This is a genomic window from Aurantimonas litoralis, from assembly GCF_026153195.1.
In the GTDB taxonomy this organism is placed as follows: domain Bacteria; phylum Pseudomonadota; class Alphaproteobacteria; order Rhizobiales; family Rhizobiaceae; genus Aurantimonas; species Aurantimonas coralicida.
On record NZ_JAPFBM010000003.1, the window covers coordinates 373,165 to 393,819 of the forward strand.

The following is a 20,655-nucleotide window of genomic DNA, read 5'->3' on the forward strand; positions in this document are numbered from 1 at the left end:
GACAGTTAGGAGCAGACGATGTATATTCTCGACATGTTTTCCAAGAAGATGAAGCTGCCGGGCGCCGAGGACGCGCTGCCGGGCCGCGATGCGCCGATCGAGACGGCCGAGACCCATTTCGTCAACGGTGAAGCGCTGAAGGGCCCGTTCGCCGACGGGCTGGAGACGGCGATCTTCGGGATGGGCTGCTTCTGGGGTGTCGAGCGCAAGTTCTGGCAGTTGCCGGGCGTGGTGGTGACGGCTGCAGGCTATGCGGCCGGCACGACGCCGAACCCGACCTACCAGGAGGTCTGCACCGGCCAGACCGGTCACAACGAGGTCGTGCTGGTGGTCTTCGATCCGGCAAGGATCAGCTACGAGACGCTGCTCAAGACCTTCTGGGAGGGCCACGACCCGACCCAGGGCATGCGCCAGGGCAACGACATGGGCACCCAGTACCGCTCGGGGATCTACCTGACCTCGGACGATCAGCGGGCCGCCGCCGAGGCGTCGAAGGCCGCCTATCAGGAGGCGCTGACGGCCGCGGGGCACAAGGGGACGATCACCACCGAGATTCGCCCGGCCGGCGAGTTCTACTATGCCGAGGGCTATCACCAGCAATATCTGGCGAAGAATCCGAGCGGCTATTGCGGCGTCGGCGGCACCGGCGTGTCCTGCCCGGTGGGCCTCGGGGCGGAAGCGGCGCAATAGCGCTGACGGCAGGATAGGGCGGGGGTGCGGGCGCGCTCCGGCCATCGAAGCGCTGCCCTGAAGCCAGTTCGTCGCCGGAGCGGCGGTTCTGGCGTTTTGGCATGGTCCTCGGGTCGAGCCCGAGGATGACGCCGGGGATTTGAGCGGGGTGGGCGCGTGTGGCGGTGAAGGGCGATCCGCCCGGGGTGGTGGGCGTACACCAAGTGATCTGATTCCGCGTGATTTCCGGCGGCGGCCATGCCAGTCTTCGGGACAGACGCGGGGCTGTGCCGGCGCCGCGAGCCAGACGGGTCTCTAGGGCCTGTCGCCACCAGCCCATTGCAACAGGGATCGGATCACATGAAACAGTTCCTGGCCGGACTTCTGGCCGCCACGCTCCTTTCGGCTTCCTCGGCCTCGGCCGCCGATTTCGCCCCGGCGCTGCTCTACGACCTCGGCGGTAAATTCGACAAATCCTTCAACGAGGCCGCCTATAACGGCGCCGAGAAGTACAAGGCCGACAGCGGCACCGAATATCGCGAGTTCGAGATCACCAACGACGCCCAGCGCGAGCAGGCGCTGCGCCGCTTCGCCCGTGACGGCGCAAACCCGATCATCTCGGTCGGCTTCAGCCAGGCCGCGGCGCTGGAAGCGGTCGCCAAGGAATATCCCGACACCCAGTTCGCCATCATCGACGCGGTCGTCGACGCGCCGAACGTCCAGTCGATCCTCTTCAAGGAAGAGGAAGGCTCCTACCTCGTCGGCATCCTGGCGGCGATGAAGTCGGAGACCGGCACGGTCGGCTTCGTCGGTGGCATGGATATTCCGCTGATCTCGAAATTCGCCTGCGGCTATGCCGGCGGCGTCAAGTCGGTGAAGGCGGACGCCAAGGTCCTGGAGAACATGACCGGCACGACCGGCGCGGCCTGGAACGATCCGGTGCGCGGCGGCGAACTGACCAAGTCGCAGATGGACCAGGGCGCGGACGTCGTCTTCCACGCGGCTGGCGGCACCGGCATCGGTGTGCTGCAGGCCGCGGCCGATGCGGGCAAATACGGCATCGGCGTCGATTCCAACCAGAACATGCTGTTTCCCGGCCACGTCCTGACCTCGATGGTCAAGCGCGTCGACACGGCGGTCTACACGACCTTCGAGGACGCGGCGAAGGGCGAGTGGAAGCCCGGTATCGTGACCCTCGGCCTTGAGAATGACGGCGTCGCCTATGCCCTCGACGAGCACAATGCCGATCTGATTACCGAGGAGATGAAGGCCGCCGTCGACCAGGCGCGGCAGGACATCATCGACGGCAAGATCGAGGTGCACGACTACAGCACCGATTCCAGCTGCCCCTACTGATCCCGCGCTTCGTCGCGGCGTGATCGAAAGGCGTCCCGTTCGCGGGGCGCCTTTTTCGTAACGGGGCCCGGTACCTGCACGCTTTCGCCGTCCGGCGTGCGGTGCTATCGGCGGGCCGCGGACAACGGCGAAGGACAGGCACGATGACCCAGAAAGTGATCTTCGACACCGATCCCGGCCAGGACGACGCCGTCGCGATTCTGACGGCGCTCGCCTCGCCGGAGGAGCTCGACATTCTCGGCATCGTCACCGTGGCCGGCAACATTCCGCTGTCGCTGACCACGAAGAACGCGCTGAAGCTGCTGGAGCTGGGCGGCCGGCCGGAGATCCCGGTCCATGCCGGCTGCAAGCGGCCGATGCTGCGCCCGCTGGTCACCGCCGAGCATGTGCATGGCCAGACCGGCCTCGACGGGCCGGACCTGCCGGAGCCGACGCTTACGGCGCGCGAGGGCCATGGCGTCGATTTCCTGATCGAGACGATCCGCGCCCATCCGGCCGGGACGATCCGGCTGATGGCGCTCGGGCCGCTGACCAATCTCGGCGTCGCCTTCACCAAGGCGCCGGACATTGCAGCGCGGTTGAAGGACATCGTCCTGATGGGCGGCGGCTGCTTCGAGGGGGGCAACATCACGCCGGCGGCCGAGTTCAACATCTATGTCGATCCCGAGGCCGCCGCGATCGTCTTTGCCAGCGGCGCGGCGATCACCGTCCTGCCCCTCGACGTGACCCATTTCATGCGCTCGACGCGCGCCCGGATCGCCGGCTTCGGCGATCTGGGCAATCGCTCGGGCGCTGCGGTCGCGGCGATGCTGAACTTTTCCGAGCGCTTCGACTTGGAGAAATACGGCTGGGAGGGCGCACCGCTGCACGATCCCTGCGTCACCGCCTTCGTCTTACGCCCCGACATCTTCACGGCGCGGCCGGTCAATGTGGAGGTCGAGACCGGCAGTCTTCTGACCCGCGGCATGACCGTCTGCGACTACTGGGGCGTCACCGGTCGGCCGCAGAACGCCCATTGGGTGCGTTCGGGCGATGCCGATGCCTATTTCGCGCTTCTGACCGAGCGGATCGCCCGGCTGCCGTGACTAGGCAATGCCGGGCGGTTTCCCGCCCGGCATATATGTCATCTCCGATGTTTCGTCGGATCAACCAGCCGGTATCTTTGCCCCGATTTTTCGGAAGGAGGCAAAGGTTCCCCCTTAACTACGGTCCGCTCAACTGAGGTCTTTCCGCCTCTCGGTCCTTCGAGTTCGTACTGCCCAGAACGCGGAGCTACTTGGCCTGGTTTGTAGGTAGTTGTCTTACGAGCCAAAGCGCTGTTCCTCCGCCGCCGGAACATCAGCAAACCGATGCCCGTTTATCACTTCGGAGATCCGCCCTTGATTGAGTCCTCCTAAGCGGGCTCCAATTTGGGCTTGGTTCAGATCGGTACTCTTCCAGAGGAGCTTAATCTCTGCGGCAAGCTCGGCTGATAGAGGTGGGCTCTTACTGCGCATGGAGTGTCCCTTCAATCGGCGGTATTGAAAAGGTTTCTCGAACGCTGTAGCGCTATAGCTGTTGAGACCAAGCACATACAGCGGCTGCTCAAGCTAGCGAACGCCGTTTCGCGACCTTAAGCAGCAAGGGCGAGACCGCTTTTGCGGCCTCGCCCTTATTCGTATGAAGGGCGAAGCGTTTGCGCAAGTTGCTTTGATCGACTTCGAGCCGAAAAAGTAGAACGGCCATCAGCGACTTCATCGGCGCGTGTACTGACGTGGGTCAGTACACGCGACGTGGCTGAAAATCTAGTCTTACGTTGCGAAATTTTTTTGTGCGGCCGTTTGCATGCTGTCGGCCAGCCGCCAAATTGGCCGCTCAGGTTGGGCGGATCGCGCGAATCGACCGTGCGATTCTCTCGGCGCGGCGTCGCCTAGTAGTGCGGCGGCTTGGTGTTTTCCGGCCGCGGCATCGCCACGTCCTCCAGCGCTTCGAAGCGGTCGCCCAGCGAGCGCAGGCTGCGCTGCATCCGTTCGATCGCCGCGGAAGCCCGCTGCAATTCCTCCGACAGATCCTCGATCATCTGGGCCTGGTGGGCCGCCATGATCTCCAGATCCTCGATCCGCTTCTCGTTGCCGTCGTCGGTCTCGCTCATAGGGTCAGCTCCAGAAGCCTGTTGCGCAGCCGGTCGCCCAGCGGGGCCGGGCGGCGGGTGTGACGGTCGACATAGACATGGACGAAGAACCCTTCCGCCGCCGCGGTGTCGGCCTCGCCGCGAAACAGCCCGACCTCGTAGCGCACCGATGAGGTGCCCAGCCGGCCCACCCTTATGCCGGCCGTGACCGGGTCGGGGAAGGCGAGTTCGGCAAAGTAGCGGCAGCCGGTCTCCACCACGAGCCCGATCCGGTCGCCGCGATGGATGTCCAGGAGACCGTTGGCGATCAGCCAGCCATTCACCGCGCTGTCGAACAGGGCGTAGTGCACGACATTGTTCATGTGGCCATAGATGTCGTTGTCCGACCAGCGCGTCGTCAACGGCACGAAGGCCCGGTAGGCCTCGCGCCGTGCCGGCCCCGGTCTGTCCTGTTGTCTGTCGTCCGGCATCGCCGCTCTCGTCCGTCGTCCGCGTTTGCCGACTCATCCCGTATGCGTGCCGCCAACGCAACGCCCGATCCGGCGATGCGGTGCGGGCCGCTTATGGACTGGCATTCACGGCCCCCGCTCTCTAAGCTCCGGCGAACGACGACAGGCCAGAGAATCTGCATGCCCGATCCGGCGATCGAACTGATCGACATCGACAAGAGCTTCGGCGTGGTGCGGGCCAACAAGCGCATCAATCTGGCGGTGGAACGTGGCACGATCCACGGCATCATCGGCGAGAACGGCGCCGGCAAGTCGACGCTGATGTCGATCATCTACGGCTTCTACCAGGCCGATTCCGGCACGATCAAAGTCGGCGGCAAGACGGTGGACATCTCCGATCCGAACGCCGCCATCTCGGCCGGGATCGGCATGGTCCACCAGCATTTCATGCTGGTCGAGAACTTCACCGTGGTCGAGAACGTCATGCTCGGCGCCGAGCAGTCGCCGCTGCTGTTTTCCGGCATCGCCAGGGTGCGGGCCGAGCTGAAGCGGCTGGAGCGCGACCATTCGCTCGACGTCGATCCCGACGCCATCGTCGAGGAGCTTCCCGTGGGCCGCCAGCAGCGGGTCGAGATCCTCAAGGCGCTGTATCGCGGCGCCGACATCCTGATCCTCGACGAGCCGACCGGCGTCCTGACCCCGGCCGAGGCGGACCATCTCTTCGCGGTGCTGCGGCAGCTGCGCGACGAGGGCAAGACGATCATCCTGATCACCCACAAGCTGCGCGAGATCATGGCGATCACCGACAATGTCTCGGTGATGCGGCAGGGCGAGATGGTGGCGACGCGCCGCACCGCCGACACCGATGTCGCCGAACTTGCCGAGCTGATGGTCGGTCGCCGCGTGCTCCTGACCGTCGACAAGGCGCCGGCCGCGCCGCGCGACGTGAAGCTGAGCGTCACGGGCCTGACGGTGCGCGACCGGCGCGGCGTCGTCATGGTCGAGGACGTCTCCTTCGACGTGAAGGCCGGCGAGATCGTCGGCATCGCCGGTGTTGCCGGCAACGGCCAGTCGGAACTCCTGGAGGCGCTGGCCGGCATCCGCCGGGCCGAGAGCGGCCGCATCGCCATGCTGGGGCGCGACATCGACCCGTCGCAGGAGGTCGATCCGGCCGAGATCCGCCGCATGGGCTGCGCCCATGTGCCGGAGGATCGCCACCATATGGGTCTCGTCCTGCCCTTCGAGGAAAACGAGAACGCCATTCTCGGCTACCAGGGCGATCCGCGCTTCGCCAAGGGGCCGCTGCTCGACCGCGACGCCATGCGCCGCGACGCCGAGGCCAAGATCAAGGCCTATGACATCCGTCCGCCGGACTGCCGGCTGAAGACCTCGAACTTCTCCGGCGGCAACCAGCAGAAGATCGTGCTGGCCCGCGAGATGGAGCGCGATCCGGACGTGCTGCTGATCGGCCAGCCGACCCGCGGCGTCGATGTCGGTGCGATCGAGTTCATCCACCGGCGCATCATCGAGATGCGCGACGCCGGCAAGGCGATCCTGCTCGTCTCGGTCGAGCTCGACGAGATCCGTGCCCTGTCGGATCGCATCCTCGTCATGTTCGCCGGCCGCATCGTCGGCGAGCGCAGCCCGGACGCCAACGAAGGCGAGCTCGGCCTGCTGATGGCGGGAATCGAGGGCCAGGAGGCGGCGGAATGAGCGCGGCGCGCATCTCCCTCGTCACGCTCGGCGTTGCAGATGTCGCGCGGGCCGTGGCCTTCTACGAGGCGCTGGGCTGGACGAAGGCGCCGCAGAGCGTCGAATCGACCGCCTTCATGGTCGGCGCGTCGATCGTTCTCGGCCTGTGGAACCGCGACGAGATGATCGCCGATGGCGGCGAGGGCGAATTGCCGGTGGGCTCCGGATCGGTGGCGCTCGCGGTGAATTTCCCCTCCGTGGACGCGGTCTCCGAGGCCTATGATCGGGCACTCGCCGCCGGTGCCCTGCCGGTGAAGCCGCCGGCCAAGGTTTTCTGGGGCGGGTTCTCCGGCAATTTCCGCGATCTCGACGGGCATCTGTGGGAATATGCCCATAATCCGTTCTTCAAGCTGTCCGACGACGGTCATCTCGACCTTCTCGCGAGCGACGAGTGACCGCCGCATGAGCCGCCCCTACGCCAAGCTTCCGCCGCTGATCGACTACGGTCTGATCCCGCTGATCAATCTCGTCGTGGCCTTCGCCGTCGCCGGTCTCGTCGTCCTCGTCGTCGGCGAAAGCCCGGTCGAGGCCGCGGCGCTGATGATCCGTGGCGCCTTCGGCTATGGCGAGGGCATCGGCTTCACCCTCTATTACGCCACCAGCTTCATCTTCACCGGCCTTGCCGTGGCGGTCGCCTTCCATGGCGGGCTGTTCAATATCGGCGGGGAGGGGCAGGCCTATATCGGCGGCCTCGGCATCGCCGCGGTTGCGCTGACGCTGGGCGGCATCCTGCCCTGGTGGCTGAACCTGCCGCTGGCCGTCGCCCTGTCCTGCGCCTTCGGCGCGGCCTGGGCCTTCATCCCGGCGATCCTGCAGGCCAAACGTGGCAGCCATATCGTCATCACCACGATCATGTTCAACTTCATCGCCGCCGCGGTGATGGTCTATCTCCTCGTCGGCGCGCTGAAGCCCGCCGGCACCATGTCGCCCGGCACCGGCACCTTCGAGGCGGGCGGGCAGCTGCCGAAGCTGAAGGAGCTCTTCGCGCTGTTCGGCTTCAATCTCGGCGGCGCCCCGCTCAACGTCTCGCTGTTCGTGGCGCTCGCCGCAGCCTTCTTCGTCTGGGTGCTGATCTGGCGCACGCGGCTCGGCTACGAGATCCGCACGCTGGGCTTCTCGCCGCGTGCCGCGCGCTATGCCGGCATGTCGCATACGCGGCTGATCGTCGTGACCATGATGGTGTCCGGCGGGCTCGCCGGCATGATGGCACTGAACCCGGTGATGGGCGACCAGTACCGGCTGCTGATCGACTTTCCCGGCGGCGCCGGCTTCGTCGGCATCGCCGTCGCGCTGATGGGGCGCGGCCATCCGGCCGGCATCATCCCCGCCGCCATCCTGTTCGGCGTCCTCTACCAGGGCGGGGCGGAACTCGCCTTCGACATGCCGGCGATCTCGCGCGACATGATCGTCATCATTCAGGGCCTCGTCATCCTGTTTGCCGGGGCCATGGAGAACATGTTCCGGCCCGGCGTCGGCGCGGCCTATCAATGGGTGCGGTTCCGCACCGCGGAGCCGGCGGGCGCCGATGTCGAGGAGTCCCGCTGATGGATGCCGGCGCCTGGATCAACGTCATCGATTCGACCATCCGGCTGTCCACGCCGCTGCTCTTCGCGGCGCTGGCGGGCCTCTATTCCGAACGCTCCGGCATTTTCGACATCTCGCTGGAAGGCAAGATGCTGATCGCCGCCTTCGCCTCGGCCTCGGCCGCGGCGGTCTGGGGCTCGGCGCTGCTCGGGCTGCTGGTCGGCGTTCTCGCCGCAACCGGCTTCTCGCTGATCCACGGCCTTGCCTCGATCACCTATCGCGGCAACCAGATCGTCTCGGGCGTCGCCATCAACTTCATCGCGGCGGGCCTGACCATCATCCTCGGCCAGGCCTGGTTCGCCCAGGGCGGGCGCACGCCGAGCCTGTCCGGCGACAGCCGCTTCGGCGCCATCGAGCTACCGGGGGCGGCCGCCATCGCCGACGTGCCGGTGATCGGCCCGATCTATGCCGACATCCTCTCCGGCCACGCGATCCTCGTCTATGTCGCCTTCCTGATGGTGCCGCTGACCTGGTGGGTGATGTTCCGCACCCGGTTCGGCCTGCGCCTGCGGGCCGTCGGCGAGAACCCGGCGGCGGTCGACACGGCCGGCATCTCGGTGACCTGGCTGCGCTACCGCGCGGTGATCATCTGCGGCATCCTCACCGGCTTTGCGGGAACCTATCTCGCGGTCGCCCAGGCGGCGGGCTTCACCCGCGACATGACCGCCGGCAAGGGCTACATCGCGCTGGCGGCGCTGATCTTCGCCAACTGGAAGCCGCTGCCGGTAATGCTGGCCTGCCTGCTCTTCGGTTTTCTCGACGCCATCTCGATCCGCGTCCAGGGCGTCGAGATTCCGCTGATCGGCGAGATCTCGGTGCAGTTCGTGCAGGCGCTGCCCTACATCCTGACCGTGATCCTGCTGGCCGGCTTCGTCGGCAAGGCCACTCCGCCCAAGGCCGGCGGCGTTCCCTATGTGAAAGAAAGATAGAAATGGCGGACGATCTCTTCGCGCTGGCGAAGTCCGCGATGCGGCGCGCCCACGCGCCCTATTCGAAATTCCCGGTCGGCGCAGCCCTGCGCACCACGGACGGACGCATCTTCTCCGGCTGCAATGTCGAGATCGTCAGCTTTCCCGAAGGCTGGTGCGCCGAGACGACGGCGATCGGCCATCTGGTGATGGATGGCGGCGGGCGGATTGCCGAAGTCGCGGTGGTCGCCGAGAAGCTGCCGCTGTGCACGCCCTGCGGCGGCTGCCGGCAGCGTATCGCCGAATTCGCCGATGCGGCGACGAAGGTGCATCTGTGCGACGCCGAGGGCGGCGTCCGCGAAACCGTGACCATGGGCGAACTCCTGCCCCGCGCCTTCGACACCGAGAGCCTCGCATGAGCGCGGCGGCCGACTATCTGCGCTACCGGCTGGGCGACCGCCGCCCGGTCGCCGCGATGGTGCTGGGCTCGGGACTGGGGCTGCTGGTCGATGCGATCGCGGATGCGATCCGGATCCCCTTCGCCGAGATCCCCGGCTTTCCGGTGAGCGCGGTGACGGGCCATGCCGGCGAGATCGTCGTCGGCCGGCTCGGCGGACGCGACATTCTCGTCCTGTCCGGCCGCGTCCATTATTACGAGGCCGGCGATGCGGCGGTGATGCGCCCGGTGATCGCGGCGATGGCCGACCTCGGAATCGAGCGGCTGCTCCTGACCAATTCGGCCGGCTCGGTGCGCGAGGACATGCCGCCGGGCTCGGTGATGATGATCGAGGATCACATCAATTATTCCGGCCTTAACCCGCTGATCGGCGAAGCCTCCGACGCCCGCTTCGTCGGCATGACGGCGGCCTATGATGCCGAGCTGCGTGAGCGTCTGGCCGCCGCGGCGGAGACGGCCGGCGAGACGCTGTTCGGCGGCGTCTACATGTGGTTCTCCGGCCCGTCCTTCGAGACGCCCGCCGAGATCCGCATGGCGCGCACGCTGGGCGCCGACGCGGTCGGCATGTCGACGGTGCCCGAAACCATCCTGGCGCGGTTCTTCGGCCTCAGGGTCGTCGCCGCCTCGGCGATCACCAATTACGGGGCCGGCATGACCGGCGCCGAACTCTCCCATGCGGAGACCAAGGACATGGCGCCGAAGGGTGGCGCACGGCTGGCGCGGATTCTCGGCGCCATGCTGGAGAACGGAGGCTTCGATGACTGATGCCGACATGCAGGCCCGCGCACGGCAACTGATCGCCTGCCTCGACCTGACCAATCTCAACGACGACTGCACCGAGGCCGATGTCGCGGCGCTATGCGACCGGGCGGCGACGCCGGAAGGGCCGGTCGCGGCGATCTGCATCTGGCCGCAATTCGTCGCCTTTGCGCGCGAAAAGCTGGCGCCGGCCATCCGCATCGCGACGGTGGTGAATTTCCCCGCCGGCGGCGATGATCTGGACGCCACCCTCGCCGAGACCCGCGTGGCGGTCGCCGACGGTGCCGAGGAGATCGATCTGGTGATCGCCTATCGGAAGATTCCGGGCGATCCGGATTTCGTCGAGAACCAGGTGCGCCAGGTGAAGGCGGCCTGCCGCACGGCGCGGCTGAAGACGATCCTGGAGACCGGCGAGATCGGAGACCCGGACGCGATCCGCATGGCCTGCCAGGCGGCGCTCGATGGCGGGGCCGACTTCCTGAAGACCTCGACCGGCAAGGTGGCGGAGAACGCGACGCCCGTCTCCGCCCGGCTGCTGCTCGGCGCGATCGCCGATTCCGGCAGCGACGTCGGTTTCAAGCCGGCCGGCGGCATCAAGACTTTCGAGGACGCCAGCGGCTATCTCGAACTCGCCGAGGCGATCTGCGGCCCCGGCTGGGCGACGCCGGAGCGCTTCCGTCTCGGCGCGTCCAGCGTTCTCGGCGATCTTCTCGCCGTGGCGGGCGGCAAGCCGCGGGCCGGCGGGGCGGCCGGCTACTGATGGCGGTCCTGCCGCAGGAGTTCATCCGCGCCAAGCGCGACGGGGAGACCCTCGATCCGGCCGATATCAAGGCCTTCATCGCCGGCTTCGACGACGGCAGCGTCACCGAGGGGCAGGTCGCGGCCTTCGCCATGGCCGTCTTCTTCCGGAGCATGGCGCGGGACGAGACCGTCGCGCTGACGGAGGCGATGCGCGACAGCGGCGAGACGCTCGACTGGTCCGATCTCGGCCGTCCGGTCGTCGACAAGCATTCGACCGGCGGCATCGGCGACAATGTCTCGCTGATGCTGGCGCCGATCGCTGCCGCCTGCGGCGCGGCCGTGCCGATGATCTCGGGCCGCGGTCTCGGCCATACCGGCGGCACGCTGGACAAGATGGAATCGATCCCCGGCTATTCGGTGATGCCCGACAATGCGACGTTCCGGCGGACCGTGCGCGAGGTCGGCTGCGCGATCATCGGCCAGACCGGCCAACTCGCCCCGGCGGACAAGCGTTTCTACGGTGTGCGAGATGTCACGGCGACGGTGGAATCGATCCCGCTGATCACCGCCTCGATCCTGTCGAAGAAGCTGGCGGGCGGGCTCGAAGGCCTGGTGCTCGACGTCAAATGCGGCTCCGGCGCCTTCATGGCCAGCGAGGCGGACGCCAGAGCGCTGGCGGCGAGCCTCGTCGATGTCGCCAACGGGGCGGGGCTGAAGACCACGGCGCTGATGACCCGCATGGACCAGGCGCTGGCATCGGCCGCCGGCAACGCGGTGGAAGTGCGCAACGCCGTCCACTTCCTGACCGGCGAGCACCGCGACGCGGCTCTGGAAGAGGTGACGCTGGCGCTGGCGGCGGAGATGCTGGTGCTGGCCGGGCTTGCGCCGGATCTCGTCGCCGGAGAGGCCGAGGCCCGCGCCGCCCTCGATGACGGGCGCGCCGCGGAGATCTTCGGCCGGATGGTGGCCGCGCTCGGCGGACCCGTCGATTTCGTCGAGCGGATGGATGCGTATCTGCCCAGGGCGCCGGTCGTTCGACCGATTGCGGCGAAGGGGCAGGGAAACGTCACGGCCGTCGATGCGCGGCAGCTCGGCCTTTGCGTCGTCGGACTCGGCGGTGGGCGCACGCGGCCGCAGGATGCGGTCGACCATTCTGTCGGCCTGACGGAGCTCGCACCGATCGGCACGGTGCTGGGCGAGGGCGATCCGATCGCGATGGTCCATGCGCGAGACAACACGGCGGCGGAGGCGGCAGCGGCGATGGTCCGGGCAGCCTACAGCTTCGGCGATGCGGGGCTAGGCGGCTCACGGCCCGCGGTCATCGACCGCATCGGCTGAGCGTCTCGGACCCATCCTATTGCTTCAGCGTCAGCTGATCGCTCGCGATCTCGAATTTCGACAGGCGGCCGAGAAAGCTCATGCCGAGAAGGGCGACGGGGAGGGTGCCGTCGCGGGTGACGAGCGTGTCGACGTCGCGCAGTTCGATCGGGCCGAGCTGCATCCGCGCGACCGTGACGAGGGCGGCCGTGGTCTCGCCATTCGCCGTCTGCACCGTGTAGCGATATTCATCGAGCTGCGGGGCGACGCCGAGGCGGCGGGCGGTGGTGTCGTTGATGGAAACGTAGGTTGCGCCGGTGTCCACGAGGACCGGCACGGAGCGGCCGTTCATCCGCGTGTCGGTCCGGAAATGGCCGCTGGCATCGGCGGCGAGCCGCGCGACGCGGCCGGACAGGCTGGCGGGACGTTCCACCGCCGCGTCGATGACCTCGGGGGCGCGTTCGACGGTCTCCACCTGGCCGGACAGCATGCCGGCGCGGTAGTGCTCGAAGGCCGAGGGCACGGCGAGCGCGACCAGCGAGGTCACGGCAAGGATGATGACGAAGTTCTGCATCCGGCGGTCCGACCCGTTGCGACTTAGGTCGGACAGTGTGGGCGCGGCCGGGTTAACCGGAGGCGAAGAGCCGGCGATGCCGGGCGGCCATCGCCCGGCGCGGTTGCCGATCGGTTAAGACCGGCCTGCCATGGCGGCTATTTGGTGCCGTACATCCGGTCGCCGGCGTCGCCGAGGCCGGGCACGATGTAACCCTTGTCGTTGAGATGCCGGTCGATCGAGGCGGTGAAGACCGGGACGTCCGGATGGGCCGTGCGGAACCGCTCGATGCCTTCCGGGGCCGCCAGCAGGCAGAGGAAGCGGATGTTCTTCGCGCCGCGCTCCTTCAGCTTCTCGATCGCCGCGATGGCCGAGTTCGCCGTAGCCAGCATCGGGTCGACGACGATGACGAGGCGGTTTTCCAGATCCTCTGGCGCCTTGAAGTAATATTCGACCGGCTGCAGCGTCTCGTGGTCGCGGTAGAGCCCGATATGGGCGACGCGGGCGGCCGGCACGAGGTCGAGCATGCCCTCCAGAAGGCCGTTGCCGGCCCGCAGGATCGAGGCGAAGACCAGCTTCTTGCCTTCCAGCACGGGCGAATCCATCGCCTCCATCGGCGTCTCGATCCGGATCGTCGTCAGGTCGAGATTGCGCGTGACCTCGTAGCAGAGGAGCGTCGAGATCTCGCGCAAAAGCCGCCGGAAACTCGCCGTCGAGGTCTCCTTGTTGCGCATGATGGTGAGCTTGTGCTGGACCAGCGGGTGGTCGATCACGGTGACGCCGTCCATGGGGCCTCGCTTTCTGGCTGATTTGGCTTCTGCTTAACCGGACGATGACGGCGCGCCAAGGGCGATCGCCGAGACAACGAGTTGCTGGAGTAGACGCTGCCGGGTCGCTTCGTCGACGAAGGCGGCCTCGATGGCGTTGCGGGTGAAGCCGAGGCGGTCGCCCGGCCCGAAGCCGGCAGACGCGGCAAAGGCGTATTCGGCCGCAAGATCGGTGGCGAAAAAGGGCGGATCGTCGGAGTTCAGCGTGACCCGGCAGCCGGCCTCCATCAGCGGCCGCAGCGGATGCGACGCCGCGTCCGGATAGACGCCGAGGGCGAGGTTGGAGTGGGGGCAGACTTCGAGGATGATGCCCTTGTCCGCCAGCATCCGCACCACGTCCGGCGCCTCGACCGCGCGCACGCCATGGCCGATGCGGCTCGTTCGAAGGATCTCGACCGTCTCGCGGACATTCTCGGCGCCTTCGAATTCGCCGGCATGGGCGGTCAGGCCGAGCCCGGCGTCGCGGGCGATGTCGAAGGCAGGGGCGAAGTCCCGGGGCGTGCCGATCCGCTCGTCGCCGGCAAGGCCGAAGCCGGTCAGAAGCGGTTCGCGCACCGCATGGGTCGCGGCAAAGCGTGCGGCGGCCTCGACACGGTCCGCGCCGAGATGGCGGACGCCGATAGCGATCATCCGCGCCTCGATGCCGGTCGCGGTCTTGGCGCGGCGGACACCTTCGGCGAGACCGCCCAGATAGGCTTCGCCGGGCACGCCGGCCGATGCCGCGTGGTCGGGTGAGATGAAGAATTCGGCGTAGACCGCGCCGGCGCGCGCAAGGCCGGTCAGATGGTCCTCGGCGAGGCGGGCATAGTCGGCCGCGTCGCGGAACACCAGCGAGGCGCGATCATAGGCTGCGAGGAAGCTGGTAAAGTCGTGCCAGACATAGGCGCCGTCGCGAACGATACCGCCGATATCGATGCCGTGGCGTTCCGCCAGTTCCAGCACCAGTGCCGGGCGGGCCGCGCCCTCGATGTGGCAATGGAGTTCGGCCATGGGGACGGCGCCGCCGGACCTTGCGCGGGCGAGGGCCGTGGCGGCGTCGGCCTTCACAGGAAGCTCGTTCCGTGGCGGCCTTTCGGCAGGCCCAGATGCGCGGCGACGCTCTCGCCGATATCGGCGAAGGTCTCGCGATGGCCGATGGCGCGGGCGGCGATGCCCGGCCCGAAGCCGAGCACGGGCACGTTCTCGCGGGTGTGGTCGGTGCCGCGGAAGGTCGGGTCGCAGCCGTGATCGGCGGTGATGATGGCGAGATCGCCCGGCCGCAGGCGCGCTTCGAGCTCGGGCAGGCGGGCGTCGAAAGATTCCAGCGCCGCCGCATAGCCGGCGACATCGCGCCGGTGGCCGTAGAGCATGTCGAAATCGACGAAATTGGCGAAGACGATGTCGCCGTCGCTCGCGTCGTCCACCGCTCCCAGCATGGCGTCGAACAGCGCCATGTTGCCGTCGCCCTTGCGCACCTTGGAGATGCCCTGATGGGCGAAGATGTCGCCGATCTTGCCGATCGCGATGACCCGGCGGCCGGCGGCGACGGCGCGGTCGAGGATGGTGGGCTCGGGCGGCGGCACCGAATAGTCGCGGCGGTTGGCGGTCCGGCGGAAGGTCGCCGCGGTCTCGCCGGTGAAGGGCCGCGCGATGACCCGGCCGATATTCAAGGGATCGACGTGCCGCCGCGCGACCGCGCAGAGCGCGTAGAGCCGCTCCAGGCCGAAATGGGTCTCGTGGGCGGCGATCTGCAGGACGCTGTCGGAGGAGGTGTAGAAGATCGGCTTGCCGGACGCGATGCTCTCCTCGCCGAGTTCGGCGATGATCGTGGTGCCCGAGGCATGGCAGTCGCCGAGAATGCCGGGAATGTCGGCGTCGTCGCCGATCTGCGCGATCAGGGAGGCGGGGAAGGTCGGCACGGTGTGGGGGAAATAGCCCCAGTCGAAGGTCACCGGTACGCCGGCGATTTCCCAATGTCCGGACGGGGTGTCCTTGCCATGGGAGACTTCGCCGGCCGAGCCCCAGAGGCCCGCGGGCGATCCCTTGCCGTCGAGTCCCGCGGCATGGAAGAGGCCAAGCCGGCGCATGTTGGGCAGGGAGAGCGGGCCCTGTCTGAGGCCGGCACGGTCGGCCTCGCCGGCTTCGGCGCGTTCGAGGATATGGCCGAAGGTGTCGGCTCCCGCGTCGCCGAAAGCTTCGGCGTCCCTTGCATGGCCGATCCCGAAGGAATCGAGAACGATCAGAACAGCGCGCGCCAACATTCTCTCCTTGCCGCGACCGGAGTCCCGGCCTGTCAGGCGCCGGCGGCCAGCCAGGGCCGACGCGGCGTGTGGTCAGGCAGATAGGCGGACCGGGCCGGTTTCACAGGGTAGGTGGGGTGGCTCCGCGCGAGGAGCGGGCGCAGGATTACTGCTTGGCGGCATCCATCGCCATGCCCTGGCGCTGGGCATATTGCTGCGCGGCCTCGCCGAAGCTGTCGACATTGTCGCCGATGGTCACGGTCGGCTCGCATTTGGGGGCGCAGGCATAGGTGACGCGGCTGGCCTGGCGGTAGACCCGCACCGTGTTGTCCTCGAAGCTCTGCACCGCGACCTGCTGGTCCATGACGATGTCGCCATTGGCGTCGAGGATGACGAGATTGGTGATGCCGTAGCTGCGGCCCGTGAGGACCAGGCGGTTCGAGGACAGCACCTCCACGTCGACGATCGCCGGATTGCCGACGATCACCGTGGCGGCCGGGTTGTCGATCTGGACGATCCGGGCGTGATCCACCTCGACTGGCAGGACATCGCGGCTGTCGAAGGCGGCGGCATTCCCGCATGCGGCGAGAACGGCGATCGCAGCCAGTGCGGCGCGCAGTGTGCTGGTCATGTGGCTCATCCCGTTCTGCTGCTGGAGTCCTCACTCTAGGTAGAACGGTCTTGGTAAACGCAGGATTAAGCCCGGTCGTGAAGCAAAGATGAAAATTCGACGCAAGAGGCGAAGGGAAAATAAACCACGCCGCTTAAGACGATCGCAACCGGCCACCCTTAGACATGGCTCAATCCGATCGACAAGGCAGTCGACGGGGATACTGCTTCAAACGGGTATCTGGATATCAAGGAGTTCCCAATGTCCAAGCTTTTCGCTCGCTTCGCCAAGGATGAGTCCGGCGCGACCGCCATCGAATACGGCCTGATCGCCGCCATCATGGCTGTCGCCCTGATCGCCGCTTTCCCGTTCGTGACCGGCGGCCTGACCACCTCCTTCACCAACATCGGCACGATGCTCGGCTCCACGCCTTCCACGATCAACTAATTGCGACGCATCGCGTGGAGATGCCGCGTGATTTCAAGATCATCAGGACCGGGACGGAGCAGATGCTTCGCCCGGTCCTGGATACTGGAGTAGGCGTGTGACGGCCCTTGCGCTCCTCGTCATCTTCCCCTTCGCCATGCTCTGCGCGGCCGCGTCGGATCTGGTGACGATGACCATCGCCAACCGCGTCTCCATCCTTCTCGCCCTGGCCTTTCCCGTCGTCGCCTATGCGGCCGGCATGGCGCCCGGTGCGATCGGTGCCCATCTCGGCATCGGCCTCGTCTGCCTGACCGTCTGCTTCGGCATGTTCGCCGCGGGCTGGATGGGCGGCGGCGACGCCAAGCTCCTGGCCGCCACCGCAGTGTGGTTCGGGCCCACCCCCATGCTCCTCGAATACATCCTCTTCGCCAGCATCTATGGCGGGCTCCTGACGATCGGGCTCCTGACCATCCGGGCCTTTCTGCAGCCCGTAACCGGAGTCGCCTTCATCGATCGCCTGCTCGAGCGCGAGACCGGCATTCCCTATGGAATTGCCCTCGGCCTTGCTGGCCTGACCGTCTATTCCGGCAGTGTCTGGATCGACATCGCGGCCCGCAGCGCCCCGTTCTGAGGCCTGCCGATCGGGCGGGAGAGGTTTCGTTAACCATACATTGAGGGTTTGTCGGCGATAACCGTCGTGAACAGCCGCATGGTCGCGGCCTCGTTTGCGAGGAGTAGCCCGATGAATCTAGCCCGCATGGCAGTTGTGGCGGTCGCATTGGTCGCAGCCATGGGTGCGGCATTCGTCGCCTTGAACCTGCAGCCCGAAAAGGCCGAACCGGTGATCATCACCGCGGCGCCGGCCGAGCCGCCGATCAAGTTGGCCGAAGTGCTGGTCACGTCCCGCGACCTGTCGATGGGCGAGGCGGTGGACGAGGCGCTCGACTGGCAGAGTTGGCCCGAGGACGGCATCGGACCGACGCTGATCCGCAAATCCGACCGGCCCGACGCCATCGAGACGCTCAAGGGCTCGCTGGCCCGCCAGTCCTTCTTCGCCGGCGAACCGGTGCGCGAATCCAAGCTGATCCGCTCGGACCAGGGCTTCATGTCCGCCGTGTTGCCGGCCGGCAAGCGGGCGGTCGCCGTCCAGATCGCGGCCGAAACCTCGGCCGGCGGCTTCGTCCTGCCGAACGACCATGTCGACGTCATCATGACCCGCCGGGTGTCCAGCTCGGAGAACCGTGGCGACCAGGTCCTGACCGAGACCGTCCTGCGCAATCTGCGGGTCCTGGCCATCGACCAGACCATCCAGGAGAAGGACGGCGAGAAGGTCGTGGTCGGATCGACCGCGACGCTGGAAGTCGATCCCGACCAGGCCGAAGCCCTCACCGCTGCCCAGCAGATCGCCGACCGTCTGGTGCTGTCGCTGCGCTCGCTCGCTGATTCCGTGCCTGGTTCGCCCGGCTATGCGGCCTTCCTTCTCGCTCAGGAGAACGCCCGGAACGGCAAGATCCGGGTCGTGCGCTACGGCCAGTCCTCCGAAATCACCACCAAGGAATGACGGGCAACCCGATGAACGATTGGAGAGGATCCGACATGCTACGCGCCCGGCTTCGCAAACTGGTGGTCGTCATGGCCGCGGCGTCCACGGCACTCGCGCCGCTGGCAACGACCCTGCCGGCCCAGGCCGAGCAGACCGTCGTCAACGTCCGCCAGGGCTCCCAGTCCATCAATCTCGGTCTGAACAAGACCAAGGTCATCGTGCTCGAGGCCGACGCCCACGACATCCTCGTCGCGAACCCCGCGGTGGCCGACGCGGTCACGCGTGACGCCCGGCGCATCTATATCTTCGGCAAGCAGATCGGCCAGACCAACATCGTCGTCTTCGACCGGCAGAATCGCCAGATCGCGTCCATCGACCTGAAGATCGAGCGCGACATCAACGGGCTCGAGGCGACGATCCGCAAATATGTCCCGTCCTCGGTGGTCCAGGTCGAGATGCTGAACGACAACGTCGTCCTGAACGGCACCGTGCAGACGCCCCAGGACGCCGCCAAGGTCGAGCGTCTGGCGCGGCTGTTTGTGACCGGCGGCGAGGGCACCACGGGCCAGTACATCCAGCAGGCGACCGCCTCGGGCGGCGCCGGCGGCGGTGATGGTGATGTCGGCTTTGCCCAGGAAGACCGGCGCCAGAGCCAGATCGTCAATCTCCTGCAGATCCAGGGCGAGGACCAGGTGACGCTGAAGGTCACCGTCGCCGAGGTCCAGCGCTCGGTGGTCAAGCAGCTCGGCATCGATTCCATCGCCAGCGGCTCGATCGACGGCGTCGCCTATTCGGCCGCCACCGACAATCTGTTCGGTCTCGGCAATCCGCTGTCCAACACCTTCGGCCGCATCACCAACAGTTCGGGCGGCGACACCGTCCAGTCGCAGCTGCGGGCGCTGAACCAGGCGGGCGTCATGCGGACCCTGGCCGAGCCCAGCCTGACGGCGATCAGCGGCGAGAAGGCGAGCTTCAAGGTCGGCGGCGAATTCTCCATCCCGGACGGCCGCACCATAACGCCTGAAAAGCGCACCAACATCCGCGACGATGCGGGCCGCATCGTCGACACCGAGGTCGAAGGCGAGGTCGTCACGCTGGACAGCCGGCTGGTCGAGTACGGCATCGGCCTGGACTTCACGCCGGTCGTCCTGTCGCCCGGCCGCATCAGCCTGAAGGTGCGCACCAGCGTCTCCGAACCGACCTTCGAATCGCCGTTCAATCTTGGCCGTGGCTCGACCGCGTCGGGTTCTGCCGTCATCGGCATCCGCAAGCGTCTGGCCGATACGACGGTGGAGCTGCCGTCGGGCGGCTCGCTGGTCATCGCCGGTCTCGTGCGCGACGAATCCCGCCAGGTCATGTCGGGCTTTCCCGGCCTGTCGAAGATCCCGGTGCTGGGCACGCTGTTCCGCTCGCGCGACTTCCAGCGCTACGAGACCGAGCTGGTGATCATCGTCACGCCCTATCTGGTGCGCCCGGTTCCGCGCCAGGCGCTGGCCCGCCCGGACGACGGTTTCGCCCTGTCCAGCGACGGTGCCGCCAACTTCCTCGGCCGCGTCAATCGCGTCTACGGCCACATGGAAACCAAGCTGCCACCCGGCCGGTATCACGGCGTCGTCGGCTTCATCTACAAATGACCGGTTCTGGGAGATCGCAGGTGCAAGACCGTTCGCAGATCATCGGCCGCCGCCGTCCCCGGACGTCCATGGCCGCCCTGTTGCCGCTGGCCGCGATGCTGATCGCCGGCGGTTGCGCCAACGTCCACAATGTCGAGGTCGGCTCGATCCCCGACGACTACCGTACCCGGCATCCGATCGTCGTGTCGGAGGACCAGGAAGCCATCGACATTCCGATCGTGATGTCCGACGCCCGCCTGTCCTACGCCAATCGCGGCCGCGTCGAGCATTTCGGCGACCGGTTCCGGGCTTCGGGCGCCGATTCCATCCAGGTGATGCTGCCGACCGGCTCGGCCAACCAGTATGCCGCCGACCGGGTCTCGCACGAGATCGTCGAGGCGCTGCGTGGCCGCTACATCTCTCGCGACCGGATCTTCGTGCAGCCCTATTCGGCGGTGGGCGCCGAAGGGCCGACGCCGATCCGGCTGACCTATGCGACGCTGGTCGCCAAGACCGGTCCGTGCGGGCGCTGGCCCGACGACATGACGGACACGTCCGAGAACAAGAACTACTTCAATTTCGGCTGCGCCAGTCAGCAGAACCTTGCCGCCCAGATTGCCGATCCGCGTGATCTGCTGTCGCCGCGCGGCGTCGATTCCATCGATGCCGGCCGACGCACCACGGTGCTCGACAATTACCGGCGCGGCGAGCCGACGACGACGGCGGCCGGTTCCAGCGAAATCGAATACTGATGGGAGCCGC

General features: G+C 67.2%; 23 protein-coding genes. 16 read left to right on the forward strand and 7 right to left on the reverse strand.

Translation table 11 applies throughout. The features are described from left to right. The first annotated feature begins 18 nt into the window (after positions 1-18). The 3 genes from msrA to N7I30_RS09200 all read left to right on the forward strand — a co-directional run bounded on the left by msrA (position 19) and on the right by N7I30_RS09200 (position 3,110). A complete protein-coding gene (gene msrA, locus N7I30_RS09190; protein ID WP_210310267.1) occupies positions 19-690 on the forward strand; it encodes a peptide-methionine (S)-S-oxide reductase MsrA in 672 nt (223 codons plus the stop codon). 339 nt (positions 691-1,029) lie between these two features. Next, positions 1,030-2,025, forward strand: coding sequence for a BMP family lipoprotein (locus tag N7I30_RS09195; protein ID WP_498638308.1), 996 nt, complete (start codon positions 1,030-1,032; stop codon positions 2,023-2,025). Between the two features lie 143 nt (positions 2,026-2,168). After that, complete coding sequence (locus tag N7I30_RS09200; RefSeq protein WP_498638310.1) at positions 2,169-3,110, forward strand: nucleoside hydrolase; 942 nt, start codon at positions 2,169-2,171, stop codon at positions 3,108-3,110. Positions 3,111-3,934: 824 nt separating this feature from the next. Here the strand turns inward: N7I30_RS09200 and N7I30_RS09205 are convergent. Together N7I30_RS09205 and N7I30_RS09210 are read right to left on the reverse strand one after the other, a co-directional pair. Beyond that, positions 3,935-4,156: a SlyX family protein gene (locus N7I30_RS09205; RefSeq protein WP_024351583.1), complete on the reverse strand. Its 222-nt coding sequence runs from the start codon at positions 4,154-4,156 to the stop codon at positions 3,935-3,937. Then, on the reverse strand, positions 4,153-4,605 hold the full coding sequence (locus tag N7I30_RS09210) for an acyl-CoA thioesterase (RefSeq protein ID WP_498638312.1): 453 nt from the start codon (positions 4,603-4,605) through the stop codon (positions 4,153-4,155). Before N7I30_RS09210 ends, N7I30_RS09205 begins: the two co-directional genes overlap by 4 nt. 159 nt (positions 4,606-4,764) lie before the next feature. Between N7I30_RS09210 and N7I30_RS09215 the strand changes: the two genes are divergently transcribed. From N7I30_RS09215 to deoA, 8 genes are read left to right on the forward strand one after another with little or no spacing between them, the layout of a single operon-like run. Beyond that, positions 4,765-6,297, forward strand: coding sequence for an ABC transporter ATP-binding protein (locus N7I30_RS09215; RefSeq protein WP_498638314.1), 1,533 nt, complete (start codon positions 4,765-4,767; stop codon positions 6,295-6,297). Then, on the forward strand, positions 6,294-6,731 hold the full coding sequence (locus tag N7I30_RS09220) for a VOC family protein (RefSeq protein ID WP_498638316.1): 438 nt from the start codon (positions 6,294-6,296) through the stop codon (positions 6,729-6,731). Before N7I30_RS09215 ends, N7I30_RS09220 begins: the two co-directional genes overlap by 4 nt. 7 nt (positions 6,732-6,738) lie before the next feature. Further along, a complete protein-coding gene (locus N7I30_RS09225; protein ID WP_370196784.1) occupies positions 6,739-7,881 on the forward strand; it encodes an ABC transporter permease in 1,143 nt (380 codons plus the stop codon). Further along, a complete protein-coding gene (locus N7I30_RS09230; protein ID WP_024351587.1) occupies positions 7,881-8,849 on the forward strand; it encodes an ABC transporter permease in 969 nt (322 codons plus the stop codon). Before N7I30_RS09225 ends, N7I30_RS09230 begins: the two co-directional genes overlap by 1 nt. A 2-nt stretch (positions 8,850-8,851) precedes the next feature. Continuing rightward, entirely contained in the window at positions 8,852-9,247 is a 396-nt protein-coding gene (locus tag N7I30_RS09235) for a cytidine deaminase (protein WP_323133097.1), read from the forward strand. Further along, a complete protein-coding gene (locus tag N7I30_RS09240) occupies positions 9,244-10,050 on the forward strand; it encodes a purine-nucleoside phosphorylase (protein WP_498638319.1) in 807 nt (268 codons plus the stop codon). The genes N7I30_RS09235 and N7I30_RS09240 overlap by 4 nt, the downstream gene beginning before the upstream one ends. Beyond that, positions 10,043-10,804 (forward strand): deoxyribose-phosphate aldolase, encoded by a 762-nt coding sequence (deoC, locus tag N7I30_RS09245; protein WP_498638320.1) that lies wholly within the window; start codon positions 10,043-10,045, stop codon positions 10,802-10,804. Before N7I30_RS09240 ends, deoC begins: the two co-directional genes overlap by 8 nt. Further along, a complete protein-coding gene (gene deoA / locus N7I30_RS09250; protein WP_498638321.1) occupies positions 10,804-12,123 on the forward strand; it encodes a thymidine phosphorylase in 1,320 nt (439 codons plus the stop codon). Before deoC ends, deoA begins: the two co-directional genes overlap by 1 nt. 16 nt (positions 12,124-12,139) lie before the next feature. On the opposite strand, the gene N7I30_RS09255 is transcribed toward deoA, so the two are convergent. The 5 genes from N7I30_RS09255 to N7I30_RS09275 form a co-directional block, all read right to left on the reverse strand. Beyond that, the gene (locus tag N7I30_RS09255; protein ID WP_498638323.1) at positions 12,140-12,676 is read right to left on the reverse strand and encodes a retropepsin-like aspartic protease family protein; all 537 of its coding nucleotides are present in this window, start codon (positions 12,674-12,676) and stop codon (positions 12,140-12,142) included. A 137-nt stretch (positions 12,677-12,813) separates the two neighbouring features. Continuing rightward, positions 12,814-13,443 carry a uracil phosphoribosyltransferase gene (gene upp, locus N7I30_RS09260; protein ID WP_009208086.1) on the reverse strand — a complete coding sequence of 210 codons (630 nt, stop codon included), beginning with the start codon at positions 13,441-13,443 and terminating at the stop codon, positions 12,814-12,816. 33 nt (positions 13,444-13,476) lie between these two features. Then, the gene (locus tag N7I30_RS09265) at positions 13,477-14,472 is read right to left on the reverse strand and encodes an adenosine deaminase (RefSeq protein ID WP_498638483.1); all 996 of its coding nucleotides are present in this window, start codon (positions 14,470-14,472) and stop codon (positions 13,477-13,479) included. Between the two features lie 53 nt (positions 14,473-14,525). Next, a complete protein-coding gene (locus N7I30_RS09270) occupies positions 14,526-15,719 on the reverse strand; it encodes a phosphopentomutase (protein ID WP_498638326.1) in 1,194 nt (397 codons plus the stop codon). Positions 15,720-15,867: 148 nt separating this feature from the next. Next, entirely contained in the window at positions 15,868-16,332 is a 465-nt protein-coding gene (locus tag N7I30_RS09275; protein ID WP_244495462.1) for a pilus assembly protein N-terminal domain-containing protein, read from the reverse strand. Positions 16,333-16,572: 240 nt separating this feature from the next. Here N7I30_RS09275 and N7I30_RS09280 point away from each other — a divergent pair, with 240 nt between their 5' ends. From N7I30_RS09280 to N7I30_RS09300, 5 genes are all read left to right on the forward strand, one after another. Beyond that, positions 16,573-16,758 carry a Flp family type IVb pilin gene (locus tag N7I30_RS09280; RefSeq protein ID WP_024351596.1) on the forward strand — a complete coding sequence of 62 codons (186 nt, stop codon included), beginning with the start codon at positions 16,573-16,575 and terminating at the stop codon, positions 16,756-16,758. Between the two features lie 97 nt (positions 16,759-16,855). Beyond that, on the forward strand, positions 16,856-17,368 hold the full coding sequence (locus N7I30_RS09285; protein ID WP_498638328.1) for an A24 family peptidase: 513 nt from the start codon (positions 16,856-16,858) through the stop codon (positions 17,366-17,368). 111 nt (positions 17,369-17,479) lie between these two features. After that, positions 17,480-18,298 (forward strand): Flp pilus assembly protein CpaB, encoded by an 819-nt coding sequence (gene cpaB / locus N7I30_RS09290; protein WP_024351598.1) that lies wholly within the window; start codon positions 17,480-17,482, stop codon positions 18,296-18,298. Between the two features lie 35 nt (positions 18,299-18,333). Beyond that, positions 18,334-19,914 (forward strand): type II and III secretion system protein family protein, encoded by a 1,581-nt coding sequence (locus tag N7I30_RS09295; protein ID WP_244495461.1) that lies wholly within the window; start codon positions 18,334-18,336, stop codon positions 19,912-19,914. Between the two features lie 20 nt (positions 19,915-19,934). Further along, complete coding sequence (locus N7I30_RS09300) at positions 19,935-20,645, forward strand: CpaD family pilus assembly protein (protein ID WP_228239951.1); 711 nt, start codon at positions 19,935-19,937, stop codon at positions 20,643-20,645. Positions 20,646-20,655: the final 10 nt, after the last annotated feature.